This is a genomic window from Pseudoalteromonas sp. S1610 (assembly GCF_005887465.1).
GTDB lineage: Bacteria > Pseudomonadota > Gammaproteobacteria > Enterobacterales > Alteromonadaceae > Pseudoalteromonas > Pseudoalteromonas undina.
The window spans coordinates 50,105-63,125 of sequence record NZ_PNDI01000013.1; the positions used below are offsets into that span (position 1 = coordinate 50,105).

Here is a 13,021-nt window from a genome sequence, read left to right on the forward strand (position 1 = left end):
AATCATCAATAGCCGAAAATAAATAATGTGCTAGAATAATCGCCTCATTGCCTCAGTTGTAAATATATAAGCACTACCATGACGATACAAAATCTCTCTATTACTCAAAAAATTACAGCACTTGGAAGCATTATTGCTATTTGTGTTGCTGTATTAATTGGTTTGACGTCTTTACATAACTCAAAGAATATTATTGAGCAACGCATGATCGAATCAGAACTGCCAAGCAAGCTGCAAACAATCAGTAATCATATTGGTGGGGAGATCAATGAACTTTTAGGCGCAGCACAGCAGCTTTCTGCCAATACCTTTATTTTAGATTGGGCAAACTCTGGCAACACCAACGATGCGTTATTACTCAAAGAACTTAATCGTTTAGTTGAGCAATATGATCTTGCAACTGCTTCGTGGGCAAATAAAAATACCGCGCAATATTGGAATCAAGATGGCTTTTTACGGGTGTTGAAAAATGATGCTGCAGATGGTTGGTTTTTTGCTTTTACCCAATCAAAACAACCTTATTCAATCAGTATTTATCAAGAGTCGGCAAACGATGTAAAAATGTTTGTTAATCACCAACAGCCTAATGGATTCGGCTTGGCGGGCTTAGCAAAAAGCATTACTGATATGCAAAAGCTACTACAGCAATTTAAAATTGAGCAGTCAGGATTTGTATTTATTGCCGATAAAAGTGGCTTAATTCAGCTACACAAAGATGCAGCTAAAGTCGCTAAGGTTAATATAGATAGTATTTACAGTGCTAATATTCATAACAAATTACTTGATGAAAATGGTTTTGCACTAGAAGAAGTAAATATTAACGGACAAGCCACGCTGATTGCTGCCACACCAATTAAAAACACCGACTTATTTGTGTTGGCTCAAGTACCAAAAAGCGAGGTATTCGCAAGTGTAAACACCCTCGAGTGGCAAATATTCACATTTACTATCATTACAGCACTTATCGCAAGCGTGATAAGTTACTTGTTAGCTCGCTCTTTAGCCTCACCGTTATCAAAAATGGCGGAGTTGTTTTCTCGTTTAGGCCGCGGTGATGCTAATTTAGCGTATCGTCTACCAGCATCACCTCAACCTGAACTCAATAATTTAACGTCAGGGTTCAACCAGTTTATTGAGAAAATAGAAACCGCCATTGTGCAAGTCGCTGATGAAAGCCATGGTATTCGTCAAAGTTCTGATCATGTCTTTGCGCAAGCAAAACAAAACTCCTTAGCGCTGGATAAACAAAAAGAGCAAACTATTTCAGTTGCTGCAGCGATCAATGAAATGGGCGCTACAGTGCAAGAAATAGCACAAAGTGCAGCAAATGCAGCTAAGTTAACTAACGATAGTCGCGATAATACCAAACAAAGCCATCAACAAGTATTACAAAGCCAGACGACAATCTCAGCCCTTGCCAGCGACATCGATGGTATTACCGAGCAAGTTGCACTGCTTTCTAAAAAAACCATAGACATTGCCAGTATTGTAGATTCAATTAGAGGGATTTCAGAGCAAACCAACTTACTGGCTCTCAATGCAGCCATTGAATCTGCACGTGCAGGTGAACATGGTCGAGGTTTTGCCGTCGTTGCTGACGAAGTAAGAGCACTGGCAAATCGTACGTCGCAATCAACCACTGAAATTCAATCAATGATTGAAGAGCTCACTCAAATTTCAGATGATGTTGTAAATGATATTAGCCAATCAAAAAATAAAGCCCAACAAAGCGTTAGCGCAATGCAAAACTCGGTTGAGTTACTTAATACTATTACTGAAACAGCGAATGAAATTAACGATATGGCAACTCTAATTGCCACAGCCACCGAACAACAAAGCAGTGTAGTGAACGATGTGGGTGGAAGTATTGAGCAAATTAGTGAGATCAGTGATAAATCAATGAGTGAACAAATAAATACCGAACAAGCAATTCGTGACTTAGCCACCAGCGCACAAACACTTGATGCGCTAGTTGCCACGTTTAATCAGCAGCGTTAAATAGTTTGTTACGTTTTAAATAACCTCTGTACAAAATAACCACTATACTTAAGTGTGTTTTTTGTACAGAGGTGTGTATGAGTGCTGTTCAAGGTAAACATTATTTACTGGCTGTCTGCTTGCTGAGTTTAAGTGCGTGTAGCGCTACAAATAACGCCAATTTAAGCGTGCCAATCCCTATTATTACTCCCCCAATGCAACTTCAACAGCAGCCTATCGAGTCTGAGCAGCAAATATTTCAACTCGACCAGAGTCTCAAACAGCAATTAAGTGCTTATGTACAAAAAAATAAATCGGCTGATAAAATTGCCTATAGTCTACTTAGTTTTTTACTCACAAATGGTAATAACTCACTATCTTACCAATCTACTAGCACACAAACGGCGTCTCAAAGCTATCAAAATTTAAATGCTAATTGTCTTTCCCTCTCTATTTTAGCGTATAGCTTAGCCGAACATTTAGGCCTTAAAGCCCGCTTTCAAAAAGTACATGTTCCTGAGTACTGGGCGTTAAATCAAGGATTTAATTTACTCACTGGGCACATCAACCTTGCCATAGACAATAAAACTAAGCTCAAAGACAGCTCACTTGTTTATCAGCGTAATAAGCGCTTAATTATTGATTTTGACCCCAATAGCCGACAAGCCCGTTTTGCAACCTCATCGCTGTCAAAAAAACGAGTGACCGCCATGTTTTATAATAATAAAGGCGGTGAGGCACTGGTAAATAAACACTATGATTTAGCGTATAGCTATTTCAAAGCCGCAATTAATACCGATGCTTCATTTAGTGCTAGCTGGGGCAATTTAGGGGTACTCTTTAAACAATTAGATGATTTAAAGCAAGCGGAGCAAATGTACAGCTATGCTATTGCCTTAAACGCCAATGATAATACTGCGCAAGGTAATTTAGCATTATTATATAAACTTACAGATAGAGTAGCCGAAGGCGAAAAGCTATTGGCAAAGCTTGACAAAAAGCGCCAAGAAAACCCTTACTATCATATATCGCTTGGTAACAGTGACTATGTAAATGGTGATTACGCAAATGCAATTAGCCATTATAAAAAAGCAAACGCTATGTCACCGACACTTCATGAAAGCCACTTTGGGCTAGCGCGCAGTTATTTTGAATTAAATAATATAACTAGAGCGGAGTTTCATTTGCGTAAAGCTAGAAAAAAAGCAGACTTTGATCATGAAAAACAGCGCTATGACAATAAGCTTATCGCATTAAAGTCACTCACCGCTAAGGCGAATCATCATTAAATTATTTAGCTTAACCTGTATCATAGTTTTTATAAGTTGGAGCGGCCTTTGTAAACAGATTGAGCCGCAATTATTAGCTGATTTAACTATATTAACCAGCTCGGAGTTAGCTGGTAGAAAAACGAATAGCCATGCAGCCTTGCTCACAAGGGAGTATTTAAAAACACGCTTCAAAGAGCATCAACTTACAGTAAGTGAACAACCTTTTACTTATTCCTCAGGGCTGTTCTCTAGCGCACAAGGCGTTAATATTATTGCCACTAATACTGTAAAAGATTTACCTGTAATTGTTATTACTGCGCATTATGATCATCTAGGTCTAAAAGCAGGAAAATTACACCCAGGTGCTAACGATAATGCCTCGGGTGTTGCTGCATTACTTTATTTATCGAATGTGCTAACGGATTCTTCTTCATATCGTTTTATGTTTGTTGCAACAGACGCTGAAGAAAATGGTTTACACGGCAGTGAGCACTTTGCCAAAACAATGCGCCAGCTCCCAATTGTTTTAAATATTAACTTAGATATGTTGGCTATTAAAAAGTCACATAAGCGGTTATACGCGCTAACAAGTCGATCTTTAAAAGCCCAGCTTAATCCGTTATTTACTCAGATTAACGGGGACAAGATCAAATTAAAGCCTATTTATTCATCACGAAAAATGAGCCGACTCACCAACACGAAACAAATAGATTGGCGCAGAGCCAGCGACCATTACTCATTCGCTAAACAAAAAATTCCGTATGTCTACTTTTCTATGGAGGCAGATAACTACCACCATAGTGCCAAAGATACGCTCGAAAATATTAACGCTCCCCTCTATCAAGAAGCCGTATTGCTAATTGAGGAATTTATTAATCAGCTTTTGACAAACTCCGCGGTATTAACTCCCTCTTTAAAAGCAGCAACATAAGCCTCTTTTTTTGCTCGTGGAAGTTTTTTAATCGCATATTCTAATTTGCTTGCTTCGCTTTTAGTACCTACTTGTTGTTGATGAATCAGCATAAGCGGCCCTTTACCTTTGAGGTTTTTTGCTCCTTTACCTGCTTGATGAGTAGCGATACGTCGAGCAACATCAACAGTAATACCGGTATACCAATGACCAAACCGTGTTTGCACAATATAAAGTGACCAAGTTGGCGGTTTATTTTTAATTTTGCACAACTCATTGTTTAAACTTTTTTGATTATTAATGGTCAAAACCTCGCCTTAACGCGCTAAACAAAAACAATTACTCAAAAGGGTTTTACCTTGAGTGACTAATCGGTATCATGCAGATTATAAAAAATAAGGATCACAACTAACAATGCAGTCGTTAAAAACTTTTTCTCTTTGGCTTATCGTCGCTTTAACGCTTAGTTCAGCCGCAGGTTGTTCTAGCTGGGTATACAGAATCAACATCCCTCAAGGTAACTTTTTAGAACAATCAGACGTTGATAAGCTTCGCGTTAATATGACTCGCGAACAAGTAATTTACGTATTAGGTAGACCCATTGCCGAGGACGCCTTCGATAAAAATACTTGGCGTTATGTATACAGCTTCAATAAAGGACGTGCTAATGAACAGTTTAAATCATTAGTACTAAACTTTGAAAATGAAAAGCTAGTTACTGTATCGGGCGACTATGAGCAGCCAGAAAACTTTACAACGCCTTTAGAGCAATAAGAAGCTCTTAAGGTTTAATTAAAAAAGGTGAGCATAATAGCTCACCTTTTTTGTATCTAACGTTCTAACGGCCGGCCACCAGTGACTTTATTAGCGCGGCCCTCTTCTTTGGCTTTTTCAGCACGTTTTCTGCGAGCATCTTTAGGGTCGGCAATTAATGGGCGGTAAATTTCAATTCTGTCGCCATCTTTAAGCTCATGATTTAGCTTCACCGTTCTGTTCCATACGCCTAAAGTTAAATCGGTTGCATCAATCTCAGGGCATTTTTTAATAATCCCTGATTGTATTACCGCTTGCTCAGCCGTTGTGCCTTGCAGCACTTCTATATTTAATGTGGTTGCCTTAGTGGGTAACGCGAACACAACTTCAATATTGATCATGCACGTTCTCCATACACTGTTTTTGCACGTTGAGTAAACGCACTCACCATGTTTTTTGCCACATCATTAAAAATTTTACCAAACGCTAGCTCTATTAGCTTACTTGAAAATTCAAACTCTAGCTGTAAATTAACCTTACACGCATGTGTATCTAATTGCTGAAAGTGCCAGCGACCCTGTAGGGTTTTAAAAGGACCATCGACCAAGCGAAGCATCACTGTTTGCTCATCAATTAGCGTATTTTCAGTGGTAAACCATTTTTTTATGCCGGCTTTAGATATTTCTAAACTAGCGGTCATGTTATTATCATGCTGCTTAATAATTTTTGAGTCTGAACAATTAGGTAAAAACTGTGAATAGGCTTCTACATCATTGACTAGATCAAACATCTCTTTAGTGCTGTACATAACCAGCGCGCTTTTTTCTATTTGTGGCATACTCACTCCCAACTGTGTGCAGGAATTTTAGCAAGCTTTGTGCGTTTCCCCAAACTTTCATCGCGCTTAAATTAATCCTTCGCTTTTGCATGTATAATTTAAAAAAATCGATGTAAAACATCTTGTATAACGTATATTATAGGGCACTATGGCTAAGAAAAATTCATCAAAATCGACAAGTAATACCATCGCGCTAAATAAAAAAGCGCGACACGAGTATTTTTTACACGACAAGTTTGAAGCAGGTGTTGAACTCCAAGGCTGGGAAGTAAAAAGTATCCGAGCAGGTAAAGTAAATATCTCTGAAACTTATATTCATCTTAAAAACGGTGAAGCATTTTTATTAGGCAGTACCATTCAGCCTTTAAATAGCGCATCGACCCATGTTATTTGTGACCCGCTACGTTACCGTAAATTACTACTAAGCAGGCGTGAGCTTGACCGCTTAGTTGGTGCAACTGAACGTGATGGTTATTCATTAGTTGCCACCGCTATGTATTGGAAAAAATGCTGGGTGAAGCTTGAATTCCATTTAGCTAAAGGTAAGAAAATGCATGACAAACGTGAAGACGGCAAAAATAAAGATTGGTCCCGTGAAAAAGAACGTTTAATGAAACATAAAGTTTAAATAAAAACGTCTAACATCATGTTAGGCGTTTTTTTTTAATTAAATTTTTAGCAAAATACAAATTATTACAAATTAAAGTCGCTCGGTGATTTATTTTTAAATAATGAGAAGACCCCCATCCCGCACCAGATAGCGAGTATCCCATCGTTTTTCATAATTGAGAAAATCAGTACATATTCGTGCCGATAACAAAATCATCTTTGCGGCTAATTGATAACACTTAAGTTACATGGTATTAATAATTCGACTTGTAAAAACAAGTAAATTATAACATATCAACAAGGACTTAAGGATGAAGCAATCAATTGCATTTACACCGAGCTTAATCATCGGTGCTACTATCGCATTGTCAGCAGGTTTTAGTACAACAACTTATGCTGCACAGCAAACTGCAGAAAAAGTAGAACGTATTCAAGTAACAGGCTCTCGTATCAAACGTTCCGATATAGAAGGCCCATCACCAGTACAATCCATTAATAAAGAAGACATCGAAAACATGGGTTATGACAACCTACAACAGCTGCTTGAAAGAATGCCTGTTGCAGGTAATGGTACCTTTTCAACCCGTGGTAATAACCAAGACTCGACCGCTAATGGTTCAGCTGCCGTCAGTCTTCGTGGTTTAGGGGCTGATGCTACCTTGGTACTTATTAATGGTCGTCGTGTTGCTATAAGCGCATTTGCAGAAGGGATCACCAACTCATTTGTTGATATAAACAGTATTCCTGTTTCAGCAATCGAACGTATTGATATTTTAAAAGATGGCGCATCAGCAATCTATGGCTCTGATGCTGTAGCAGGTGTTGTAAACGTTATCTTGAAAAAAGACATCGACGGTATTGAAGTTAATTTAGGTTACGGCGGCACAGATGGTCCTAACTATGAAGAAACCACGGCTAGCATTGTTTGGGGTACAACAAGTGCAAAAAGTAGTGCATCCGTTATTATTGATTACTTTAAAAACACTTCTTTATCATCAGATGAAATGGGCCGCTTAGGTACCGCTAATCAGTCTCCATATGGCGGTGAAGATTTCCGTTCTTCACGTGGTTTCCCTGGCTACTTCTATGTTGATGGCGTTAAAACAATCGACCCTGCATGTCCTGCAGAAAACGCAACATCAAGCGGTAGTTGTTTATTTGACTATGGTCCATTCGGCTATATTGCCCCTGCATCAGAACGTGTGGGCGCAATCTCACAATTTGAATACCGTTTTGACAATGGCATCACCGGCTTTTTAGAAATGGCTGTACAGCATAACAGCTCAGTTGCAGCGGGTGCACCAACGCCACTCGATGAAGATGCAGGTTTAACTGTACCAGGGAATCATCCAAATAACCCGTTCGGTCAAGATATTGAAATTGGTCGTTACAGAACAGTGGATGCAGGTGCGCGTCAATGGGATATCGAATCAGATACATTACGTTTTGTTGCTGGTTTAAAAGGTGAAATTAACGACTGGAGTTGGGAAACAGCGGTACAAAAAGGTCGTAGCAAGTCATTACAAACAGGCGATCGCTCACAAGGTTGGGTTCGCACCGACTTCTTACAACAAGAAATTGACGCTGGCAACTACAACCCATTTGGCGGCACTTACAATGATCCGGCTGTAATTGACAGGATTACTACAAGCTTGGTTCGCCAAGGTGAGTCTCATATGACGTCGTTCGATGCTAACATCTCAGGTGAAGCATTTAACTTTGGTGATGATGTTGTCATGATGGCAGCCGGTATTGAATACCGCGAAGAAGACGTAACTGATACGCCAGATGATCAATTTCAACGTGGATTAATCTTTGGTACCGAGTCAGTTTCAGCTGCCGCAGAGCGTGACCAATACGCTGCCTATGTAGAGTTTTCAATTCCACTTGCTGAGAACTTAGAACTACAACTTGCAGGTCGTTACGATGATTACAGTGACTTTGGTACCACCACAAATCCTAAAGTCGCTTTACGCTGGGCACCTACTGATGAAATCACAGTTCGTGGTTCTTGGGCGCAAGGCTTTAGAGCACCTTCACTGGCACAAGTAGGTTTAGGGCCATCTCAGGAGAGTCAGTTTTTTATTGATAACTACCGCTGTGATGCAACAGGTAAAGATTGTGATGCGCTAGATTACAACATTGAATTTGCCGGTAACCCAGATTTAGAAGCTGAAGAGTCTGAATCTTGGAATGTCGGGTTTATTTGGGCACCCACAACTGACTTTGGTTTAAGTGTTGATGTGTGGAGTATCACCCAAGATAATAAGATTGATGAGCAAGAGTTTGGTCCAATTTACAACTCAGAGTGTAATAACCAAAATAGTACAGTATGTGTTCGCTTACCACCATCAGGTACAGACAGCCTAGGAACTATTCAAAAGATTTTCAGTACTTTTGAAAACGTTTCATCACAAGAAGTTTCTGGCGTAGATATTTCAGCAAACTACAACCATTCACTGGATGATTTAGGCTTACTGAAATTCAATTTAGAGTGGGCTTACCAAGATAAATTTGAAAAAGACGGCCGCGATTACACCGGTGAATATGGTTACCCAGAGCACCGTTGGATTTTCTCAACAAACTGGGAAATTGGCCAATTCAACACGAACATGAACATTAGTTATGTGGGTGAGTTTGAAGATACGCCAGATATCGATTTCGATGGCAACTTAGACTTCGATAGTAATACATCACGTACTGTTGATTCTCAAGTATTGGTTGATTTACAAACCTCATATCGTATTACTGAGTCAGCTAAAGTATCGTTAGGTGTTAATAACTTATTTGATGAAGAGCCACCATTTGCAATTGGTGATGGTGATTCAGATCTGTATGGTTACGCATCGGGTGTACATAACCCTCGAGGTCGTTACATTTATACTAAAGTGAGCTTTTCGTTTTAATTAAAAAGCAATAAAAAAACCGCCAATATGGCGGTTTTTTTTATCTTAAACTAAAGGGCTAAATTATAGCTCGCCTTCGTTTTCAGATAAGAATTTAGCTACGCCTTCAGGGCTTGCGTCCATTCCTTTTTTACCTTCAGTCCAACCAGCAGGACATACTTCGCCGTGCTCGCTGTGGAATGCTAGTGCATCAACCATACGGATCATTTCGTCGATGTTACGACCAAGTGGTAAATCGTTCACTACTTGGTGACGTACGTTACCTTCTTCGTCGATTAAGAAAGAACCACGAAATGCAACGCCGGCTTCTGGGTGCTCAACGTCGTATGCTTTACAGATTTCGTGCTTAACGTCTGCAACTAGTGCGTATTGAACTTTACCAATACCGCCGTCTGCTACAGCCGTGTTACGCCATGCGTTGTGTGAGAACTGTGAATCGATTGAAACACCAATTACTTCTACACCACGTTTTTGGAATTCTGCATAACGCTTATCAAAAGCAATAAGCTCAGAAGGACATACAAAAGTGAAATCTAGTGGGTAGAAAAAGATTACTGCTTTTTTACCTTTGATTTTTTCGTGAAGGTTATAGCTATCTACAATCTCACCGTTACCTAGAACAGCTGCAGCGGTAAAGTCTGGTGCCTGGCGGCCTACTAATACACCCATTTTATTCTCCAAATATTTTGAGTTTATTGTCAATTGCTTACGCAATACTGATAGTAATATGGGCACTAATTCTTAAATTACAATAGCACCATATCTAATTAATCATTATTCTATGGCTATCAAAAATAAATTAACAATCGTATTTATAGATAGCGCCGTTCTAAAATAGCGAACGCTTGATAAATGCACGAATTATTGTTCATAAAAAAGCCTGCTTAAAGCAGGCTTTTTTACTAATCCATAATGTCGCTAGGCATATCACCGCGAATATGTTGCCATATTTCACCGGTTTGATGACCATACTTGCGCATCATGAATATCGCACCATCGTGCTCTTTATTCTCAGCAAGCTTAGTTAAATCTTTATAGAATTGACGTGCAAGCTCACGGGTACGAGGATCTGAAAAGTAATGACAACCAATCTTAGAATAAAAGCCTTTAAAACCATTAAGGATCAGCACATATATGCGGTTGTTACCAGCAACAGCTAACTCATGGTGCACTTTATAGTCATAATCAGCAAATGCTTGTGCGCTGTCTTCTAGTTCATCACTTTGCGATAAAATTTCAATAACACGCTCTGGTGCAAGCTTTATTGCTGCACGAGTGTAAATTGCGCTGATGTTAGTGCGAGCTGAAAGTAACTGATCTGTTAGCTCTGGCATTTTATCTTCGTCTAAACGTGCCAGTGTTTCAAGGATATTTAGTCCTGACGTTTCCCAAAAATTATTTACGCGAGTGGGTTTACCATGTTGGATTGTTAACCAACCGTCTCTGGCTAATCGTTGTAATACTTCACGCAATGTGGTTCTAGTAACACCAATTAACTCTGAGAGTTCACGCTCAGCTGGCAGAATTGAACCTGGAGGGAAATCACCATTCCAGATTGACTCTACTATGTATTCCTCAGCAAATCCTGCTGGGCTTTTCGCTTTAAAAATTCTCATTCAATTCCTACTCGAATTAATTCACATTACATCGCTACATACGATTAACTGACTGATTGTACCAGACAAGTCACAACTAACAAGTAAAGTAAGTTAAATTACCTAGGTATGTGATTAAAAGGGTAACTTTACTGGTAGAAATTAAACACAATATGAATGCCCACCTATTATTCATACGAGACACTTTAACTATTATTCTATAGATCTTTCCTATTCATGAATCAGATTAACTTGATGGCTCTGAGTAGGTCTATTAGGGGAAGTCATGCAGCACAGGATCTCTAACTTTGAGGGACGACAAGCTTTCATAGCCCTCGTTTTTTCCTTTTACTTGCCCCGCTGTTTATCCTAAGTCATAATCTAAGCCCTTATTTAAATACGGATTTGTTATGAACTGGCTTGCTAATCTAAGTACTCAGCGTACACCTTGGTTATTATTCAGTGGGATTGTTTTTCTACTTGAAGTTACTGCACTTTTCTTTCAATACAACATGGGGTTAGCGCCATGTATTATGTGTATTTACCAACGCACCGCAGTATTAGGTCTACTTTTTGCGGGTATTATTGGAGCTAGTAAACCAAACAATCTCGCAGTACGTATTGTTGCCTATACAACATGGGGGATTTCAAGTGTATGGGGGCTACTAATAGCTCGTGAGCATATTGAAATGCAAACAACCACAGACCCATTTGCATTTAGCTGTGAATTTGAGCCAAATTTTCCAGAATTTATGCCGTTACATCACTGGATACCACAATTTTTTGAAGCGACAGGTGATTGCGGAAATATAGATTGGCAATTTGCCAGCCTAAGTATGCCAGCATGGATGGAAATTATTTTTGTACTCTTTACCGCCACACTGTTTATATTAGTGGCCAGTCGATTAATTACTAAAAAGTCACTTTAATATGTTTACTTTTTTTTCAAGCCAAGTTGATGAGCTTAAACATTTAAAAGTTCGTCAACGACAAACTGTTATAGCTATCTCTTTAAGCATGCTATCACCCAGTGACAGAGTCTTTATACGCATACTAAAGCTGATGCTATTAAGCCCATTCTTTTTAATATTTACTCTTTTCGAAGGTTGGTTACTGGTGCCCTTTTTGATTGTAGCTGGGTTGAGCTATCCGCTATTAACAGCACCAGTAGATATTAACTTTGCTAAAAAGCACCTTGGTGCTGCCTTAAAACAGTTTGATCAGGGCGCATAGCGCCCTTTTTAGTTAAAACGTCACCTTACCATCAAGTTTGGCTAGCATTTTTTTACCCACCCCTTTTACTTTGGCTAGATCTTCAAGTGATGCGAAATCACCATTAGCTTCTCTATAGTCGATAATTGCCTGTGCCTTTTTCTTACCGACACCTGGTAACTTAATTAACTGTTTTAAATCAGCAGTATTAATATTAACCATGGCTGATTGCATCTGCTCTGATAGCATATCGCTTTGCGCAAAGGTGGTACCCATAGGTAATAAACATAAAGCAGCTGCTAACGAGATTATTTTAATTAATTTCATACTATTTCCTTTTGTGTTCCTACATGAACATTCGTTGATTATTTACACCCAGCACTTTTAAGTAAGTTGTGGTTACTAAGTACTAACGGTAACAATCACTCCTTGCGACTCCTTTACTGCAACGCGTTATAAAGTGACTTAATAAATAAAGTAGAGTTGGCCTTTATTGTCAATTAAGCTGCAGATAAACTAAGGCTAAAGCTTGCAAAATAACGCGCAAGCTTGTACTGTACATAAAAACAGTAATCTAATGATTTAAAATAATCATATTGCCACGTAAGTAAGCAGGAGAAATCATGGCTGTTGTTGTTAAATATGTTGTAGAACGAAACGGAGTCGAGCGCATGACGTTTACTACTAAAAAAGAAGCTGATGCCTATGACAAAATGCTCGATATCGCCGAGTCACTAGAACTAATGCTTGAAAAAGTAGATGTGCCTCTAAGTGAACAACAAGTTGAGTCGCTTGCACTTGAGATTGCGAAAAGTAAAGACGACTTTATGGCGGTACTTAAGGGGACTAAAGAAGTACCTGCAAAAGCTAAAAAAACAAAGTCAGATAACGTTGCTGATATAAAAGATAAAGCAGCGAGCTAATCTAAAAAACAGTAATGCAGCTTATAA

General features: G+C 39.0%; 15 protein-coding genes. 9 read left to right on the forward strand and 6 right to left on the reverse strand.

Features of this window, described 5'->3' with window-relative positions; genetic code table 11:
- Window positions 1-78: 78 nt before the first annotated feature.
- From CWB77_RS07445 to CWB77_RS07455, 3 genes are all read left to right on the forward strand, one after another.
- On the forward strand, window positions 79-1,998 hold the full coding sequence (locus CWB77_RS07445) for a methyl-accepting chemotaxis protein (protein WP_138622136.1): 1,920 nt from the start codon (window positions 79-81) through the stop codon (window positions 1,996-1,998).
- A 77-nt stretch (window positions 1,999-2,075) separates the two neighbouring features.
- Entirely contained in the window at window positions 2,076-3,266 is a 1,191-nt protein-coding gene (locus CWB77_RS07450) for a tetratricopeptide repeat protein (protein ID WP_138622138.1), read from the forward strand.
- A gap of 139 nt (window positions 3,267-3,405) precedes the next feature.
- Window positions 3,406-4,179 (forward strand): M28 family peptidase, encoded by a 774-nt coding sequence (locus tag CWB77_RS07455; protein ID WP_249931429.1) that lies wholly within the window; start codon window positions 3,406-3,408, stop codon window positions 4,177-4,179.
- Here CWB77_RS07455 and CWB77_RS07460 read toward each other — a convergent pair.
- On the reverse strand, window positions 4,125-4,466 hold the full coding sequence (locus CWB77_RS07460) for a GIY-YIG nuclease family protein (protein WP_138622142.1): 342 nt from the start codon (window positions 4,464-4,466) through the stop codon (window positions 4,125-4,127). The two genes, CWB77_RS07455 and CWB77_RS07460, sit on opposite strands and share 55 nt — an antisense overlap.
- 106 nt (window positions 4,467-4,572) lie before the next feature.
- Here CWB77_RS07460 and CWB77_RS07465 point away from each other — a divergent pair, with 106 nt between their 5' ends.
- Entirely contained in the window at window positions 4,573-4,932 is a 360-nt protein-coding gene (locus tag CWB77_RS07465) for an outer membrane protein assembly factor BamE (protein ID WP_010387969.1), read from the forward strand.
- Window positions 4,933-4,988: 56 nt separating this feature from the next.
- Here CWB77_RS07465 and CWB77_RS07470 read toward each other — a convergent pair whose 3' ends face one another.
- Both CWB77_RS07470 and CWB77_RS07475 read right to left on the reverse strand, forming a co-directional pair.
- Entirely contained in the window at window positions 4,989-5,312 is a 324-nt protein-coding gene (locus CWB77_RS07470; RefSeq protein WP_010387968.1) for an RnfH family protein, read from the reverse strand.
- On the reverse strand, window positions 5,309-5,749 hold the full coding sequence (locus CWB77_RS07475; protein ID WP_054201695.1) for a type II toxin-antitoxin system RatA family toxin: 441 nt from the start codon (window positions 5,747-5,749) through the stop codon (window positions 5,309-5,311). Before CWB77_RS07475 ends, CWB77_RS07470 begins: the two co-directional genes overlap by 4 nt.
- A 148-nt stretch (window positions 5,750-5,897) precedes the next feature.
- On the opposite strand from CWB77_RS07475, the gene smpB reads away from it, so the two are divergent.
- On the forward strand, window positions 5,898-6,377 hold the full coding sequence (gene smpB / locus CWB77_RS07480) for an SsrA-binding protein SmpB (RefSeq protein ID WP_008109102.1): 480 nt from the start codon (window positions 5,898-5,900) through the stop codon (window positions 6,375-6,377).
- A gap of 292 nt (window positions 6,378-6,669) precedes the next feature.
- Entirely contained in the window at window positions 6,670-9,264 is a 2,595-nt protein-coding gene (locus CWB77_RS07485) for a TonB-dependent receptor (RefSeq protein ID WP_010387964.1), read from the forward strand.
- Between the two features lie 63 nt (window positions 9,265-9,327).
- Here CWB77_RS07485 and CWB77_RS07490 read toward each other — a convergent pair whose 3' ends face one another.
- The gene (locus CWB77_RS07490) at window positions 9,328-9,933 is read right to left on the reverse strand and encodes a peroxiredoxin (RefSeq protein ID WP_008109095.1); all 606 of its coding nucleotides are present in this window, start codon (window positions 9,931-9,933) and stop codon (window positions 9,328-9,330) included.
- Between the two features lie 233 nt (window positions 9,934-10,166).
- Complete coding sequence (gene fadR / locus CWB77_RS07495) at window positions 10,167-10,880, reverse strand: fatty acid metabolism transcriptional regulator FadR (RefSeq protein WP_008109093.1); 714 nt, start codon at window positions 10,878-10,880, stop codon at window positions 10,167-10,169.
- Between the two features lie 389 nt (window positions 10,881-11,269).
- Here fadR and dsbB point away from each other — a divergent pair, with 389 nt between their 5' ends.
- Together dsbB and CWB77_RS07505 are read left to right on the forward strand one after the other, a co-directional pair.
- Entirely contained in the window at window positions 11,270-11,788 is a 519-nt protein-coding gene (gene dsbB, locus CWB77_RS07500; protein WP_010387961.1) for a disulfide bond formation protein DsbB, read from the forward strand.
- Between the two features lies 1 nt (window position 11,789).
- Window positions 11,790-12,092: a DUF6170 family protein gene (locus CWB77_RS07505; protein WP_010387958.1), complete on the forward strand. Its 303-nt coding sequence runs from the start codon at window positions 11,790-11,792 to the stop codon at window positions 12,090-12,092.
- Between the two features lie 12 nt (window positions 12,093-12,104).
- Here CWB77_RS07505 and CWB77_RS07510 read toward each other — a convergent pair whose 3' ends face one another.
- On the reverse strand, window positions 12,105-12,398 hold the full coding sequence (locus CWB77_RS07510) for a ComEA family DNA-binding protein (protein WP_055013029.1): 294 nt from the start codon (window positions 12,396-12,398) through the stop codon (window positions 12,105-12,107).
- 296 nt (window positions 12,399-12,694) lie between these two features.
- On the opposite strand from CWB77_RS07510, the gene CWB77_RS07515 reads away from it, so the two are divergent.
- Entirely contained in the window at window positions 12,695-12,994 is a 300-nt protein-coding gene (locus tag CWB77_RS07515; protein WP_010387955.1) for a YebG family protein, read from the forward strand.
- Window positions 12,995-13,021: the final 27 nt, after the last annotated feature.